The organism is Kitasatospora sp. NPDC058965 (assembly GCF_042741245.1).
In the GTDB taxonomy this organism is placed as follows: domain Bacteria; phylum Actinomycetota; class Actinomycetes; order Streptomycetales; family Streptomycetaceae; genus Kitasatospora.
In genome coordinates, this window is record NZ_JBHYKG010000043.1 from 1 (window position 1) to 14,960 (window position 14,960).

The 14,960-nt window shown below is 75.7% G+C and carries 14 protein-coding genes; 4 read left to right on the forward strand and 10 right to left on the reverse strand.

Annotated features, from left to right (window positions below; translation table 11 throughout):
- Positions 1-49: 49 nt before the first annotated feature.
- From ACFW1A_RS10175 to ACFW1A_RS10200, 6 genes are all read right to left on the reverse strand, one after another.
- On the reverse strand, positions 50-820 hold the full coding sequence (locus ACFW1A_RS10175; RefSeq protein WP_380407076.1) for a VOC family protein: 771 nt from the start codon (positions 818-820) through the stop codon (positions 50-52).
- A gap of 108 nt (positions 821-928) precedes the next feature.
- Positions 929-1,366, reverse strand: a complete 438-nt coding sequence (locus ACFW1A_RS10180) for a nucleoside deaminase (protein ID WP_380407078.1) — start codon at positions 1,364-1,366, stop codon at positions 929-931.
- A gap of 131 nt (positions 1,367-1,497) precedes the next feature.
- A complete protein-coding gene (locus tag ACFW1A_RS10185; RefSeq protein WP_380407080.1) occupies positions 1,498-1,821 on the reverse strand; it encodes a DUF1330 domain-containing protein in 324 nt (107 codons plus the stop codon).
- A 205-nt stretch (positions 1,822-2,026) separates the two neighbouring features.
- The gene (locus ACFW1A_RS10190; RefSeq protein WP_380407082.1) at positions 2,027-3,298 is read right to left on the reverse strand and encodes a sensor histidine kinase; all 1,272 of its coding nucleotides are present in this window, start codon (positions 3,296-3,298) and stop codon (positions 2,027-2,029) included.
- Positions 3,295-3,960, reverse strand: a complete 666-nt coding sequence (locus ACFW1A_RS10195) for a response regulator transcription factor (protein ID WP_380407084.1) — start codon at positions 3,958-3,960, stop codon at positions 3,295-3,297. Before ACFW1A_RS10195 ends, ACFW1A_RS10190 begins: the two co-directional genes overlap by 4 nt.
- 270 nt (positions 3,961-4,230) lie before the next feature.
- Complete coding sequence (locus ACFW1A_RS10200) at positions 4,231-4,587, reverse strand: hypothetical protein (RefSeq protein ID WP_380407086.1); 357 nt, start codon at positions 4,585-4,587, stop codon at positions 4,231-4,233.
- 384 nt (positions 4,588-4,971) lie between these two features.
- Here ACFW1A_RS10200 and ACFW1A_RS10205 point away from each other — a divergent pair, with 384 nt between their 5' ends.
- Entirely contained in the window at positions 4,972-7,824 is a 2,853-nt protein-coding gene (locus ACFW1A_RS10205) for an ATP-binding protein (protein ID WP_380407088.1), read from the forward strand.
- Between the two features lie 42 nt (positions 7,825-7,866).
- Here ACFW1A_RS10205 and ACFW1A_RS10210 read toward each other — a convergent pair whose 3' ends face one another.
- Positions 7,867-8,688: an SAM-dependent methyltransferase gene (locus ACFW1A_RS10210; RefSeq protein ID WP_380407090.1), complete on the reverse strand. Its 822-nt coding sequence runs from the start codon at positions 8,686-8,688 to the stop codon at positions 7,867-7,869.
- A 303-nt stretch (positions 8,689-8,991) separates the two neighbouring features.
- Here ACFW1A_RS10210 and ACFW1A_RS10215 point away from each other — a divergent pair, with 303 nt between their 5' ends.
- Together ACFW1A_RS10215 and ACFW1A_RS10220 are read left to right on the forward strand one after the other, a co-directional pair.
- Positions 8,992-9,543, forward strand: coding sequence for a sigma factor-like helix-turn-helix DNA-binding protein (locus ACFW1A_RS10215; RefSeq protein ID WP_380407092.1), 552 nt, complete (start codon positions 8,992-8,994; stop codon positions 9,541-9,543).
- Between the two features lie 26 nt (positions 9,544-9,569).
- Positions 9,570-10,166, forward strand: coding sequence for a hypothetical protein (locus tag ACFW1A_RS10220; RefSeq protein WP_380407094.1), 597 nt, complete (start codon positions 9,570-9,572; stop codon positions 10,164-10,166).
- A 17-nt stretch (positions 10,167-10,183) separates the two neighbouring features.
- Here ACFW1A_RS10220 and ACFW1A_RS10225 read toward each other — a convergent pair whose 3' ends face one another.
- The 3 genes from ACFW1A_RS10225 to ACFW1A_RS10235 form a co-directional block, all read right to left on the reverse strand.
- Positions 10,184-10,804: a TOPRIM nucleotidyl transferase/hydrolase domain-containing protein gene (locus ACFW1A_RS10225; protein ID WP_380407096.1), complete on the reverse strand. Its 621-nt coding sequence runs from the start codon at positions 10,802-10,804 to the stop codon at positions 10,184-10,186.
- An 87-nt stretch (positions 10,805-10,891) separates the two neighbouring features.
- Positions 10,892-11,539 carry a class I SAM-dependent methyltransferase gene (locus ACFW1A_RS10230; protein WP_380407098.1) on the reverse strand — a complete coding sequence of 216 codons (648 nt, stop codon included), beginning with the start codon at positions 11,537-11,539 and terminating at the stop codon, positions 10,892-10,894.
- A gap of 84 nt (positions 11,540-11,623) precedes the next feature.
- A complete protein-coding gene (locus tag ACFW1A_RS10235; RefSeq protein WP_380407100.1) occupies positions 11,624-12,853 on the reverse strand; it encodes a PucR family transcriptional regulator in 1,230 nt (409 codons plus the stop codon).
- A gap of 300 nt (positions 12,854-13,153) precedes the next feature.
- On the opposite strand from ACFW1A_RS10235, the gene ACFW1A_RS10240 reads away from it, so the two are divergent.
- On the forward strand, positions 13,154-14,950 hold the full coding sequence (locus ACFW1A_RS10240; RefSeq protein ID WP_380407102.1) for a cation acetate symporter: 1,797 nt from the start codon (positions 13,154-13,156) through the stop codon (positions 14,948-14,950).
- Positions 14,951-14,960: the final 10 nt, after the last annotated feature.

Below are 14,960 nucleotides of genomic sequence, written 5' to 3' on the forward strand. Positions count from 1 at the left end.
GGGGGCCGCGGCGGGGCCCCACGGCACCGGCCGCGGCGGGGGGGCAGGGTTATATGCCCGGTTCGGGGCGGATCCCGCCGATGTTCCAACCCGGGCTTGCGGGCACCACCGCCACCCGCGGCCCGTTCTCCATCTCCACGTCCACCGGACCGTGCAGCACCTCGCCGCCGAGCTCGGCGGCCAGGGCGGCGGCCGCGTCCACGTCGGGGACCACGAAGAACGGGTTCCAGTGCGCGGGGACCTCCGGCGGGAAGTCCGGACCGAGCTGCATGATGCCGCCGAACATCCGGTCCGCGAGCCCGACCATCGCGTAGTTCGGGTCCGGCCAGACCTGCCAGCCGAACGCCGTCCGGTAGAAGGCCACGGCGGCGTCCTTGTCCCGGGTCGACAGGTCGGCCCAGCCGAAGGCACCGGGCTCCTCGACCACTCCGAAGCCGCCGAACTCCCTGGCCTGCCAGGCCGCGAACGGCGCACCCGTCGGGTCGCTGAGCAGCGCCCAGCGGCCGAGGCCGCCGACCTCCATCGGCTCCATCCACACCTGGGCGCCCGCCTCCTGGGCCGCGGCGCAGGTGGCGTCGACGCCCTCGGTCGCGAACGAGAGCAGCCACATCACCGGCTGCTGCGGGTTCATCAGCGGGGCGACGGCGGCGGCGGGCACGCCGTCGAGCAGGAACATCGTGTAGCCGCCGTACTGCGGGTCCGGGTCGGCCTCGGCGGTCCAGCCGAACAACTGGCCGTAGAACTGCTTCGCCCGGTCCATGTCCCGCACGCTGAGCTGGGCCCAGCAGGGGGAACCGGGGAGGATGTCGGTCACCTTCATGGCACGTCCCTCTCGGAGTCGGTTGCTCCGTCCAGCCAAGCCCATCGGCCCGGCCCGGCCGGTCCGACGCACGGCGGGGTCACCCGGACAGCGCGCCCGGACGGGTGCTCAGCCCCGCCGGTAGTACTCCTCGACCGGCACCCGGGCCTCCTCGAACAGGGCCGGCCCGTCCTCGGCGAGCGTCGGCCAGGCGCCCGACTCCGGGTTGAGCTCGACGAGTTGCGCGGTGGCCAGGGCGTAGACCACCCGGCCCAGCCCGGAGCGGACCAGGGCGCCGGCGCACATGCCGCAGGGCTGGCAGCTGGTGTAGAGCGTGGTGCGGGCAGCGGTCTCCGGGGCGAGCTCGCGGGCGGCCCAGCGGGCGAGCTTCAGCTCGGGGTGCGCGGTGATGTCGTTGTCGCGGCGCACCGTGTTGTGGGCCTCCGCCAGGATCGTCCCGTCCGGGCCGGCCAGCAGGGAGCCGTAGGGCGCGTCGCCCTCCGCGACGGCGTTCGCGGCGACCGCGACGGCGCGGCGCAACAGGGTCAGGTCGGCGGGGGTGATCATCAGGCGCTGCTCCCCTGGGTGGCCACGGCGGTGCGGCTCCGCCGGGTGGTGTCGGGTCCGAAATCCGGTACGTCGATGCCGCGGTGCATGCAGCGAGGCTATCCCGGTGATCATCGGGCCGGGAAGGCCGGTCAGTGGGCCAGTGAGTCGGCGGCGCGGTAGCCGGCGGGAACGCCGCCCACCAGCAGCACGTCGGTGACCGAGTGCTCGGTGCGCAGCGGGAGGATCTCCCGGTACCGCGGGGAGTCGTACCAGGCCTGCGCCCGGTCCAGGTCGGGGAACTCGATGACGATCAGGTGGCCGTCCCACCGGCCCTCGCGCACGTCGAGCGGGTTGCCGTGGACCAGGAAGCGGCCGCCGAAGGCGTCCAGGGTGGCGTCGACCTGCTGCAGGTACTCGACGATCTGCGGGCCCATCTCGACCGAGTGCATGTGGGCGACGGCGTAGGCGGTCATGGTGTCCTCCGTGGGTTCGCGGGGTTCGTTCCGGTGCTCCGAACGGTACGCACCCGGCCGCGCCGCCGAATCGGTCAGCCATAGGTAGCCCGGTACCGGTCCGCCGTCACGCCTGTTTCCCCGTCGCGCCGTCACGCCGTCGCGCCGTCACACCGTCACGCGGTCACCCCGCCGTGCCGTCCTCCCTGTCGGTGCCGACGCGGCGTCAGACCGGCAGCCGCAGCACGAACCGGGCCCCGCCGCGGGCACTGCGCGAGACCGTCAGCGACCCCCCGTGCGCGTGCGCGACCCAGGCGGCGATCGACAGGCCCAGCCCGCTCGACCCCTTGCCGCTGTGGAACCGCTCGAACAGCGAGCGCGCCTGCTCGGGCGGTATGCCCGGTCCGGCGTCGTCCACCGCGACCGTCCCGTCGGCGGCCACGGTGATCTCGATCCGGGCCGGCTCGCCCGGAGCGTGCCCGTGGGCCAGCGCGTTGCCCAGCAGGTTGGCCACCGCCCGCCGCAGCAGCCCGGCGTCCGCGAGCACCACCACCGGCTCGCCCACCACCGAGACCCGGTGGCCCTCGGCCGGGGTGTCCGCCACGACCCCGTCCACCAACTGGTCCAGCCGCAGCCGTTCCCGGTCCAGCGGCAGCGCCCCCGCCGTCAGCCGGGCCCGGGTCAGCAGGTCGTCCACCAGCTCGCTCATCCGGGTCGACTGGCGCAGCGTCCGGCGGAGGATCTCGGTGCTGTCGGCCTCCCCGCGGAGCCCGGTCTCGGCCAGCACCCGCAGCGAGGCGACGGGCGTGCGCAGGTCGTGCGCGGCGTCCGCGAAGAACGCCTCCTGCTGGTCCAGCGCCGCCAGCGCGGGGCGGACCGCCCGCCCGGCGAGCCAGCGGCCGGCCACCGCCGACACCGCGACCAGGGCCGCGCAGGAGGCGGTGACCAGCAGCGTCAGCCGGTCGTGCGCGGCCAGGTTGCCCGAGACGTCCTCGGCGGCGACCACCACGGCCTCCTGGGCGGTGCTGCCGGACTCGCCGAACGGTTGGGCGGAGAGCCGGACCTGGTGCCCGTTGGCCGCGACCGCGGTGTCCCAGGTGAGGTCGTCCGCCCGTGCGGCCCGGGCCGCGGCCGCCTGCAGGGCCTCGGCGGGCACGGCCAGGCAGGGCCGCTCGGGCCGGGCGACGGGGGAGACGCGGTCGGCGGTGCGGACGAAGAGGGTGACCGGCGGGCAGTCGTAGCTGCCGTCCTTGGGCTCCGGGTAGGTGAGGTTGTTGTCGTCGTCGACGCCGAGCGAGGCACTGAAGTCGCTGGTCCGCAGCTTCAGGTCGGCGTCCACCTGGCTGCGCCAGGAGGAGTCGTCGGCGCGCACCGCGATCACCGCCATGCCGACCAGGCCGACCGCGCTGACGGCCGCGAACAGCAGCGCGATCCGCCGGCGCAGGCGCAGGATCCGGCCCGCCGGAGTGGGCGGGACCCGGCGGCGGCGCAGCCTCACGCGGGCGGCCCGAGCCGGTACCCGACGCCGCGCACGGTGTGCAGCAGCGGCGGGTCGCCGAGCTTGCGGCGCAGCTGGGATATCAGCACGTCCACCACGTTGGAGTTGGGCTCGGTCAGCTCGTCCCAGCACTTCTCGATCAGCTCGGTGCGGCGCACGGCGGTGTCCGGCTGGGCGGCGAGCGTCTCCAGCACGGCGAACTCCTTCGCCGTGAGGGTGAGCAGCACGCCGTCCCGGTGCACGGCGCGGCGGGCGGTGTCGATCTCCAGGCCCGCGCAGTGGAGCACCGGCGGGCGGGCCACCGCGGTGCGGCGGCACAGGTTGCGCACCCGGGCCACCAGTTCGGGCACCGCGAACGGCTTGACCAGGTAGTCGTCCCCGCCGGTGGCGAAGCCCTCGACCCGGTCGGCGACGGTGTCCCGGGCGGTGAGGAAGAGCACCGGCACGGTCCGCCCGTCCGCGCGCAGCCGGCGCACGTAGTCGGCGGAGTCGCCGTCGGGCAGCATCCGGTCGAGGACCACGCAGTCGTAGGCGGTGACGAAGAGCGCCGCGTCGGCCGCCGCCAGGTCCGCGGCCTCGTCCACGGCCAGCCCGTCGCCGCGCAGTGCGGCGGCCACGGCGAACCGCAGGTCCTCGTCGTCCTCGACCAGCAGAATGCGCATGGCGGTCAGGATAGCCGTGACCTGCGGACTCACTGACTCCACCGGGGCGTTCCACCGTTCTGCGAGGGGGAGCGGCGCCGCTCCGCAGCCCGGGAGAGGAACGGCCGCGCAGCGGCACCGCGATCGCCCCGCCCGCGACCGCCGGTCGACAGGGCGGCGGTGCGGGCGGGCGGCGGCGACGGTACGGGCAGGGGTTGACCGCCGGCGCCGGGGACGATCCTCACAGCCCGAGCGTGAGGTTTTGATGAGGCGGTCCGGCGGGGGCGGGGGTCACCCCGTGCGGCGCGACGGCACCTCGATCACCCGGCAGCCCAGGCCGCCGATCCAGCGCACGATCGACAGGGCCGCGGCGTCGTCCAGCGACAGCACGAACCGGCCCGGCAGGATCACCACGCCGAACTGTCCGGTCGCCACCGCCGCCAGCAGCCGCTGCAGCTCGGGCAGTGCCTGGGAGGCCAGGCAGCCGTTGTCGAGGAAGACCCGCGGGGCGGGCAGGTACAGGTCCCGGGCGTGCTCCTCCACGGCGTCGCGGTGCAGCCGCATCTGGAACTCGTCGTACGGGAAGCACCGCAGGTATGCCGCGGTGCGGGGGTGGGGCATCCCGGTGCTGAGGCCGGTGGCGCTCATTGGTCACTCCGCAGGTGCAGTCGGACCGGAGGCGTCGGCGCCGGGGTTCTCGCTCCCGGCTACTCGACGGCCAACCTTGCCTCCAGGGAACGCGACCGGCGCCGACGGAACAATAGGTAGCCGCCCCCAAAGGACCGGACGAACAGTAGGTAGCCGGTCCCACCGGGCTCACCAGCGGCGATCACTCCGTGTGGCGCGGGGTCGTCGCTGCGCGTGGTCGCCGGTCGGCCGCCGTCCCTCACTGCGTGTCACCGGCGGTTGCCGCCGGCCCGCACCGCCGCGTGGTCGCCGGCCCGCCGCCGGCCCGCGCCGCGCGTTGTCCCGGGCAGGGGCGACGGGCGAGACTCGAAGGGGACACGACGACCGGCAAGGGCAGGTGACCCCATGGCGCAGGAGCCCCCGACCAGCGGCTTCGGCTTCGTCGGCCGCCAGCGGGAGCTGGCGCGGGTGCTGCAGGCGGTGCGGAACCCGCCCGCGGTGGTGCTGGTGGAGGGCGAGGCCGGGATCGGCAAGAGCCGGCTGATCGGGGAGGCGGTGGCCGCCCTCACCGCCGAGGGCCGCCCGGTGCTCACCGGTCTGTGCCACCCGCTGCGCGAGCCGATCCCGTTCGGTCCGGTGGTCGACGCCCTGCGCGGCGCCGGTCCGTGGCTGCCGCCGGCCGACCGGATCCCGCCCTCGGCCGGTGCCCTGGCACCGCTGCTGCCCGACCTGGCCCACCGGCTGCCCCCGGTGCCGGCCCGGGCCGACGACGCCCAGGGCGAGCGGCAGCTGCGGATCGACGGGGTGCGCTCGCTGCTGGCCGCCCTGGGCCGGGCGGTGCTGGTGATGGACGACCTGCACTGGGCCGACCTGGCCACCCGCGAGCTGCTGCTGGTGCTGGCCCGCGACATGCCCGACCGGCTGAGCCTGGTGCTCGCCTACCGCGGCCAGGACGTCACCACCGGCGGGCTCGTCCTGGGCTCCGCCTACCGCCGACCGCCCGAGGTCGCGGGCGCCACGATCCAGCTGCGCCCGCTGCTGGAGCAGGACGTGGCGGACCTGGCCGACGCGGCGCTCGGCGAGGCGGCCGGCCCGCAGCTGGTGCGCGCGCTGTTCCGGCGCAGCGAGGGGCTGCCGCTGGCGGTGGAGGAGGACCTGCTCACCCTCGCCGAGCGCCGGGCCGGCCGGCCGAGCCCGCAGGCGCTCGCCGCCGACCTGGCCCGCGCCCCGGTGCCCGCCGCGCTGCGCGAGACGATCGGCGAGCGGCTGGCCGGCCTGCCGGAGGAGGGTGCGGCGATGGTGGACGCCGCCGCCGTGCTGGCGCTCCCGGCCGAGCAGGAACTGCTGGCCACCGTTGCCGACCTGGACGCCGACGCCGGCACCCGGGGCCTGACCCAGGCGCTGCAGGCCTTCGCGCTGGGCGAGAGCGGCCCGGGCCGCTACGCCTTCCGCCACACGCTGGCCCGGCAGGTGGCCTACGAGCGGATCCCCGCACCGGTGCGCGCCCGGCTGCACCGGCGGACCATCGAGCTGCTCACGGCCCGCCGGCCCGCGCCGCTGGTGCAGATCGCCCACCACCTGCGGGCCGTCGGCGACCTGGACGCCTGGCTGGCGACCGCCGAGGCCGCCGCCACCCGGGCCGCCGAGGTGGACGACCTCGGCACCGCCGCCGGACTGCTGCACCAGATCCTGGAGGAGGAGCAACTGCCCGGCGACCTGCGCAGCCGGGCCGCGCTGGCGCTGAGCCGGATGGTGCTGGAGTTCGCCGACGCCGCGGACAGCACCCGGATGCTGAGCCGGATCCTCACCGACCCGCAGCTGCCGGCGGCCGACCGGGGCGAGGTCCGGCTCGGCCTCGGCCTGCTGCTGGTCACCCAGGCCGAGGACCGGGCGGGCTTCCGCGAGGTCGAACGCGCCGTGGACGAGCTGGCCACCCGCCCGTCCCGCGCGGTGCGCGGCATGGTCGCCCTGGCCATCGACGAGAAGCGTGACGGGGCCGCCTGGCTGGACCGGGCGGAGCGGACCGTCGCGGCCGGCGGGTGCGACGAGGCCGCCGCGGCCTCCGTCCGCACCGCCCGGCTCAACCTGCTGGCCCGCCGCGCCGATCCGGCGGTCTGGGACCAACTGGCGCAGGTGCCGCGGGACTGCGCCGACCCCGAGGTGCTGCGGCACAGCCTGCGGGCGCTCTACAACGTCGGCGACGTGGCGATCGAGCTCGGCCACGACCGCCGGGCCGCCGAACTGCTCACCGAGGCCAAGGAGCTGTGCCGCCACGTGCACGCGCCGAAGATCGAGGGGTACGTGCTGACCAACCGGTTGCGGCTGGCGGTGCTGGCCGGTCGGTGGAGCGGCCTCGACGACCAGTGGCGGGCGCTCGCCCGGGACTACCCCGACCTCGCCATGGTCGAGGAGGAACGCCGCCTGGCCATCGGCCTGCTGGCCACCGCCCGGGGCGAGTGGGCCCGTGCGCTGGAGGAGTTCGGCATCGTCGCCGCCACCCGGGACAAGGGTTTCGGCACCACGCCCGCGCTGCGCGGCGTCGCCGGGACCACCGTGGTGCTGCTGGCGCGCAACGAGGCCGAGCAGGCCTGGGCCACCGCCGAGCCGGCGGTGGCGGAGCTGCGCCGGGTGGGCGCCTGGCCGCGGGCCACCGGCCTGGTGGCCGCCGCCGTCGAGGCCGCGCTCGCCTGCGGGCAGCGCGCCGCCGCCGAGCAGTTGGCCGAGGACGCCGAACGCGGGATCGTCGGCCGGGACGCACCCGCCGCCACCGCCGAACTCCTCTTCGCCCGCGGCCTGCTGCGCCGGCCGGACGACCCGGCCGGGGCGGCCGAGTGCTTCGCCGCGGCGCAGCAGGAGTGGCTGCGGATCGGGCGGCCGTACCACGCGGCGCTGGCCGACGAGCGCCGCGCCGCCGCGCTGGCCCGGCTGCGGCCCGAGCAGGCCGCCACCGAACTGGCCCACTGCATCGAGGTCTACACCGACCTGGGCGCCGCCTCCGACCTGGCCCGCTGCCAGCACACGCTGCGTGAACTGAGCCTGCCCCAGCCCTCGGTGCGCGGGCGCCGCGGCTACGGGCAGAACCTGTCGCCGCGCGAGCGCCAGGTCGCCGAGCTGCTCGCCCAGGGGCTGGGCAACCACGAGATCGCCGCCGCGCTGTTCCTGTCGCCGCGCACCGTGGAGCACCACGTGGCCCACGTGCTGGGCAAGTTGGGGGTGCCGCGGAGCGAGGTCGGGGCGGTGCTGCCGGAGGCGGGGTGACGGAAGCGGGGTGACGGGGGTCGACGGGGTCGCCCCCGCCGGTCAGCCGCGGACCGCCACCGCCGCGTACCCGAAGGCCTGGCCGGGCGTGATCGGCTCCCCGGGCACCTCCGGGTCGGGGCGCCAGTGCGCGGTCGCCACGATCCCCGGCTCGACCAGCTGCCAGCCGTCGAAGAACCGGTCCACCTCCGCCCGGGTGCGGGCCCGGACCGGGTTCTCCGCGGCGCGGTAGACCTCCTCGATCCGGCCGGCCACCGCCGGGTCGAAGTCGGGGGTGAAGTGGCTGATCACCAGCGCCGAACCCGGTGCGGGCAGCGCGGCCTTGAGCACCTCGGCGATCTCGTGCGCGCCGTCGGGGACGAAGTGCAGCAGCGCCACCAGGCTGAGCGCGACCGGTCGGTCGAAGTCCAGCACCCCGGTCTCGCGGACCGTGTCCAGCAGCGCCTTGGGGTCGTGGACGTCCGCCTGGACGTAGGCGGTGCGCCCCTCGGGCGTGGAGTGCAGCAGCGCCTGGGCGTGCGCGAGCACGATCGGGTCGTTGTCGGCGTAGACCACCCGGGCCGCCGGATCGATCCGCTGGGCGATCTCGTGCAGGTTGGGCGAGGTGGGGATGCCGGTGCCGATGTCGAGGAACTGGGTGACGCCGGACTCGGCCAGGAACCTGGTCGCGCGGTGCATGAACGCCCGGTTGACCCGGGCGGCGGCCGACGCCCAGGGGATCACCGCGAGCGCGTGCGCGGCGGCCTCGCGGTCGGCGGCGAAGTTGGTGGTGCCGCCGAGGAAGTAGTCGTAGATCCGGGCCGAGTGGGGCCGGTGGATGGCCAGGTTGACCTCCACCTCGGGCGGCTGCAGGTCGTCGTCCACGTGTCCTCCTCGGTCCCGTGTCGGCCTCGCGCCGATCTCGCGTCGGTCTCGCGAGCGGCGGGCGGCCCCCGGCGGGCGCGCGGCAGTCGAGTCTAACCGATCCGACCGCTGATCTGACGATCAGTCAGCAGATCCGGTCCGGCGGGGTGGTGCGAGGCTGCACCTGACGTGACGTCAAGTTCGGCTCCCCAGTAGTGCGATCAACTGGCGAAGCCCGGGCGGATGCGCTTCGATGTCCATGTGCGGAACGGCAGTTCCCATCCGGCCCACCCGGCTGAGCGGTTCCCCCTGCCGAGGAGGACGATGACCGGCGAGAACGGCGAGGACGGGCGCGCCTCGCTCCGTCCCCACCACCGGCTCTCCTACGACGTGTTCTGCACCACCCACGAACGGGCCTGGCGCGCCGTGGCCCGGGCCCGGTTGCACGAGGACGCGCTGGTGGAGCGCGCGGTGCGCGGGATGAAGGCGGACCTGTGGCGGGAGTGGGAGCTCGCACTGCGCGAGTCGGTGCCCGCCTGCTACGCCTGGATGCTGATCAAGGCGCGGATCGCCGACCTGTTGCTGGAGACCGGACTCGCCGCCCAACCCCCGCGGGCGGTGCTGCCGGACTGGATCGTCGCACTGGACTTGGAGGAATCGGCGGCCCTGCGGGACTACGATCGTCTCTACGAGGCGATCCTGCGCCTGTCCGACCGGCAGTACGACGCGTTGGTGCTCCGCCAACTGCTCGGGCTCGACCACCGGGTGGTGGCCGACTACCTCGGCCTCACCGAGGCCGGCGCCCGCACCACCGCCGGCCAGGGCCTGGCGAAGGTGCACCGCCTGCTCGGCATCGAGACGGGGGAGGGACGATGACACCCGGACGCGAGGGATCCGACGCCGTGGGCGCCGACGCACACCCGCTCCGCCGGGCCCGCGCCCCGCTGGGCGCGGAGCACCGGCAGGCGGCGCACGAACTCAACCTGGCGGCCACCCTGGTGCTCTCCCAGCCCGAGGCGGCCGCCTCCCTGCACCTGCTCGCCGAGGGCGAACGCGAGGTGCACCCGGGCGGCGCGCTGGTGCTGGGCGCCCTGCTGCACCTGACCGGGCATGCCGAGGCCTGCCAGTTCTGGCTCCAGTTCGCGGCCGGCGGCGGCAACCCCACCGCGGCCAGCTGTCTCGCCCTGCTGCACGCCAGCCGCGGCGAGCACCGCGACGCCGCGTTCTGGCGCCAGCAGGTCGACCGGCTGGCCACCCAGACGTCGGCGCCCCCGCGCGCCACCGACCTCCCCTGGGCCCCCCTGCCGGACACCCTGTGGACGGACACGCTGGCCCGCTGCCACGAGGGCGTGGCCCTGCGCCTCCCCCCGCGGGTGGCCGCCGTCGTCCACCAACTCCCCGTCCTCGGCGCGGACGCGGACCTCGGCGACATCCCCCAGCCCTCCCCGTCCCTGGTCCGCGACCTCACCCGCGCCGCCCCGTCGGGACGGGTGCGCTAGGGCGGCCACCTCGTGGCTCAGAGCACGGCGAACAGGTCGGCGAGCGGGGCGGGCACCCGGTCGGGCGGGAGGGCCGTCACGAGGACCCGGCCGTACTGGATCTTGCGCCCCTTCTTCGTCCCGAGGAAACGGCGCAGCTGGTGGTGCGCGGGGCGGCCCTGCTGGGCGGGCTGGCGCAGGAAGATCTCCAGCGACCGCAGGTCGCCCTCGGCCCGGACGAGCTCGGTGACCCGGTCCACGCCCAGCGCCCGGATCAACTCGTCCTCCAGGTCCGCGTCGCAGACGAAGTAGTCGCGCGGATCGGCGCCGGCCCGCAGCCACCCGCGGGCGTAGTGCTCGCGCTCCTGCAGGTCGCACAGCCCCGTCAGCCGCAGCCCCAGCCCCGCCGGACCCAGCACCTGGGTGAACCGGCCGATGCTCATCGCCCCGCCCACCGACAGGACGCAGACCCCCTCCGCCGCCAACTCCCGCCCGCGCCCCGCCGCCAGCGCCTCGACGGCCGCGACATCGCTCGGCCCCTCGACCAGTACGGCGGTCCGCACGCCCAGCCGCCGGGCCAACTCCCGTACGTCCGCGGCCACCGGCCCGCCGGCCGCCCACGCCGCGACCGCCGTCCGGAACGGTGCCAGGTCAGCCACGCCGCACCCGCTCGCCTGCGCTCATGGCGGCATCCAAGCAGACGGACCGCGCGACCGCCGCCGATATTCGCCCCGGCGCCGGCCCGTTCACCGCCGCCGGGCCAGCAGCTGGACCGCCTGCGCGCGGTGGCCGTTCATGGTCCCCACGTCGAGCGGCCGTTCGTGCACCAGCTCGAACCCGGCGAGCAGGGTGCGCAGGTGCGCGAGCTCGTGGTGGCGGCAGACCGCGCCGTCGGAGGTGGTGAACACGCCGTAGGGGGCTCCGAACCGCTCGGCGTGGTCGGCGTACCGGGCGCGGTTGCGCTCGTCGTCCTGCAGCAGCAGGTCGCTGACGTAGAGCAGACCGCCGGGGACCAGCACCCGGTGCAGCTCGGCCACCAGGGCCCGTTGGGCAGCGGCGTCGGGGATGCAGGTGAGCACCGCGAACAGCAGCACCACCTCGAAGCTCGCCGCCGGGTGGGGCAGGTGCGGCGGTTCCTCCAACACGGCGAACCGCAACCCGGGCCGCAGCCGTCGCCCCCGTTCCACCAGCGCGGGGGAGAGGTCCACCCCCGTCAGGTCGGTGAACCCGTACCCGCTCAACTCGCCCATCAGGCGCCCGTAGCCGCACCCGTAGTCCAGCACCCGCGCGGTCGGATCCAGGTCCGTCAGCCAGCCGCGGTCGAGTGGGTGGGTGAACGTCTTCGTCGCGCCGATGCCGTCCCAGTAGGCGAGCTGGTTGTCACTGTGACCCATACGGCCGAAGCATACGGGTGCGGTTCGGCCACCGTGACGGTCCGCGCCCGTCGCCGCGTCAGGCCGCGCCGTGCCGCCACCCCTTCACCGCCCCGCCCGGGCCGTGATGTCCAGGGCCGCCAGGGCCGCCGTCAGGCGCAGGCCGTCGGCGTGGTCGGACGGGTTGAGGCCGGTGAGGGTGGTGATGCGGCGGAGGCGGTAGTCGACGGTGTTGGGGTGCACGTGCTGCTCGGCGGCGACGGTGCGGCGGTTGAGGTTGGACTGCAGGTAGAGCCGGAGGGTGGGGAGCAGGTCGGGGTGGGCGGCGATCGGGGCGAGGAGGGCGGCGAGCCGGTCGCGGGCCGCGCCGGGGCGGGTGAGCTGGTGCTCGATCAGCAGGTCCTCCAGCAGGTAGGCCCCGGGCGGGCGGCGGAAGACCACGGCGGTCTCGCGCACCTCGGCGGCCAGCCGGGCGGCCTGCGGCACCTGCTCCGGGGCGCAGAGGGCGGCGCCGGCGGTCAGCGGGACCTGGGCGGCGCGGCTCAGGTCGGCCATCGCCCCGGTCAGCCAGCTGCCGAAGTCGGCGTCGGGGTCGGTGCGCGGCAGCAGCGCCAGGCCCTCCTCGGCGGTCAGCCGGGCCAGCACGGGCCGGCCGATCAGGCGGTCCAGCTCGGCGCGGATCCGGCGCAGTTTGCGGCGGGCGGCCACCGCGGTGTCGACGTCGGCCCGCGACTCGTCGCGGTGGGTGCCGATGGCCAGTGCCAGCACCAGGTAGGCGGGCGGCAGGGCAGTGCCGGTGTGCCGGGCCGCCGTCAGGATGTCGGTGCCGGTCAGCAGCGCGGCCAGCATGGTGTGCCGGGCGGCCCCGCTCTCGCCGATCTGGGCCTGGCGCTCCTCCAGGTAGCCGGCGGTGACCTCGGCGACGGTGACCCGCAGTCCGGTGAGCAGCGCCCGGTAGGCCAGGCCGACCTGGTCCGGCGGCAGCTCGGTGCTGAGGAAGTCGACGCAGACCTGCGCGCCCAGGTAGTAGGCGTCGACGACGGCCTCGATCGGTACGCCCTCCTCCGCCCGCCGGGCGGCCGAGGTGCGCTGGAAGGTCCGCCAGGGCGCGGCCAGCGGCTCGCCGGTGCGCAGCGACTGCGCGATGCCGCGCAGGCTCTGCTCGGTGACCCGGTTGACGTCGTGCTCCAGCTGCTCGGCGGGCAGCCGCCGGTAGACCGGCTGCTCGGCCATCAGGCGGGCGGTGATCTCCGCCTTCAACCGGGGGAGGTCGGCGAGCATCCGCTCCGCCAGGGCGTCGCCGACCACGGGATCGTGCGTGCTGTCCGCTGTCACAACACCGTCCTCCAGAGCGTCGGTGGACCCGGACCAGGGCTCGGACTGCGGCCATGATAGGCGCAGCTCGGGAAGGCACTGGCCGTCCCGTGCGGTGCCAGGACGGGGGCCGAATGTTGTGACGCGTCACAACGGTCGGGCGGCGAAGTTTGGGTTCCGTGCCGGGGTCGGCCGGGCCGCCGGACCCCCAGGATGGACGACCACCACCCCACCCCACCGCACGGATGCGAGGACGCCCATGCCGCCCCGCCTGTACCACCCGGCACCCGCCACCCGCTCCGACCGCCGGGCGGTGCTCGGATGAGCACCGGCGCGCACAGTACGGTGCTCATCGCGTTCCTGGTCTTCGTCGGGATCACCCTGCTGCTCTGCGTGCTGGCGGGGCCGGAGGGCGACCGGGTCGCCGACTTCTACACCGCCAACCGCACGCTGACCCCGCTGCAGAACAGCCTGGCGCTGTCCGGCGACTACATCTCGGCCGCGACGCTGCTCGGCACCACCGGCATCGTGGCCACGTCGGGCTTCGACGGCTTCGTCCTCGCGGCGAGCACCGCGCTGGCCCTGGTCGTCCTGCTGCGCCTGGCCCGCCCGCTGCACGAGGCCGGCCGCTACACCTTCGGCGACGTGCTGGCGGGGCGGTCCGGACCGGCCGATTCCGAGCAGCCCGGGCGGTCCGAGCAGTCCGAGCCGTCCGAGCAGTCCGGCGCCGGCGCGCTGCGGATCGCCGCGGCGGTCGCCACGCTCTGCGTCTCGCTGCCCTTCCTGGTGGTGCAGTTGTCCGGCGTGGGTTCCGCCACCGCGCTGATGCTCGGCCTCACCGCCCGGGGCGCGCAGCAGCTCTGCACGGCGCTGGTGGGCGTGCTGATGGTCTGCTACACCGTGCTCGGCGGGATGAAGGGCACCAGTCTGGTGCAGATCGTCAAGGTGGTGCTGACCCTGGGGACGGTCCTGGCCGTCACGCTCTCGGTGCTGGGCCACTTCCACTGGGACCTCGGCGCCCTGGCCACCGCGGCGGGCCGGGGCAGCGGCCGGGCGGGCGCCTACGGCCACCCCGGACTGGAGTTCGGCGGCGGTGCGACGGGCCGGCTGAACTTCGTCAGCCTGCAGCTCACCGTGATCCTGGGCGCGGCGTGCATGCCGCACATGATCATGCGGGTGAACGCCTCCCCGACCGGCCCGGCCGCCCGGCGCGCGGCCCGCTACGCGATCGGTGTGGTCGGCGCGTTCTGCCTGGCCGTCACGGTGCTCGGGCTCGGTGCCACGGCGCTGGTCGGCAGCCGGACGATCGGCGCGGTCACCCCGAACGGCCAGTCGGCCCTCCTGCTGCTGGCGGGCCGACTGGACGGCGGGCCGGGCACCGCGGGCGGCAGCGCGCTGTTCACCGCCGTCGCCTGTGCGGTCTTCGTCACCGTGCTCGCGGTGGTCGCCGGCATCACGCTGGCGGCGGCCGCCGCCCTGGCGCACGACGTGGCCGCGGGTGCGGTGCGGCGCGGCAGCATGTCGCAGGCGGCCGAAGTCCGCACGGTGCGCTGGTCGGTGGCCGGGGTCGGCGCGCTGGGCATCGTGCTGGCCATCGCCACCCAGGGGTACAACCTGCAGTTCCTCTCCTCGCTGGCCGTCACGGTGGCCGCCGCCACGGTGCTGCCGGCGCTGCTCTACCGCCTGTTCTGGCCGGCCTGCACCCGGGCCGGCCTGCTCTGGACCGTCTACGGCGGACTGGCGCTCTCGCTCGGGCTGCAGTTCTTCTCGCCCACCGTGTCGGGCGCGCCGGACGCGCTCTTCCCGCACGTGGACTTCCACTGGTTCCCGCTGCAGATGCCGGGCCTGGTCTCGATCCCCGGCGCGTTCCTGCTCGGCTGGGCGGCGACGGTCCGGGGCCGGCGACCCCGGGCGGCGCACCGGCCGGGCCGCGCGGAGGGGGCGCACCGGACGGAGCGGTCGCCCTGGACGGAGCGGTCGCCGTGGACGGAGCCGCCGACCCGGACCGCCGCCGCCCGGCCGACCGGCGCGGGGAACCCCGCGACCTGGCCGCCGCCGGCCGCCGACCCGGGGCCGCGGTGGGACCGGTCGCTGCCGCCCCGGTCGGGCGGCAACTGACGGGCGGTCG

Coding starts and splice junctions, on each gene's coding strand:
- ACFW1A_RS10185 (WP_380407080.1), bottom strand. CDS start 1,821: ATGACCGCCTACGCCGTCGCCCACATGCACTCGGTCGAGATGGGCCCG.
- ACFW1A_RS10205 (WP_380407088.1), top strand. CDS start 4,972: ATGGCGCAGGAGCCCCCGACCAGCGGCTTCGGCTTCGTCGGCCGCCAG.
- ACFW1A_RS10240 (WP_380407102.1), top strand. CDS start 13,154: ATGAGCACCGGCGCGCACAGTACGGTGCTCATCGCGTTCCTGGTCTTC.
- ACFW1A_RS10175 (WP_380407076.1), bottom strand. CDS start 820: ATGAAGGTGACCGACATCCTCCCCGGTTCCCCCTGCTGGGCCCAGCTC.
- ACFW1A_RS10195 (WP_380407084.1), bottom strand. CDS start 3,960: ATGCGCATTCTGCTGGTCGAGGACGACGAGGACCTGCGGTTCGCCGTG.
- ACFW1A_RS10180 (WP_380407078.1), bottom strand. CDS start 1,366: ATGATCACCCCCGCCGACCTGACCCTGTTGCGCCGCGCCGTCGCGGTC.
- ACFW1A_RS10230 (WP_380407098.1), bottom strand. CDS start 11,539: ATGGGTCACAGTGACAACCAGCTCGCCTACTGGGACGGCATCGGCGCG.
- ACFW1A_RS10200 (WP_380407086.1), bottom strand. CDS start 4,587: ATGAGCGCCACCGGCCTCAGCACCGGGATGCCCCACCCCCGCACCGCG.
- ACFW1A_RS10215 (WP_380407092.1), top strand. CDS start 8,992: ATGACCGGCGAGAACGGCGAGGACGGGCGCGCCTCGCTCCGTCCCCAC.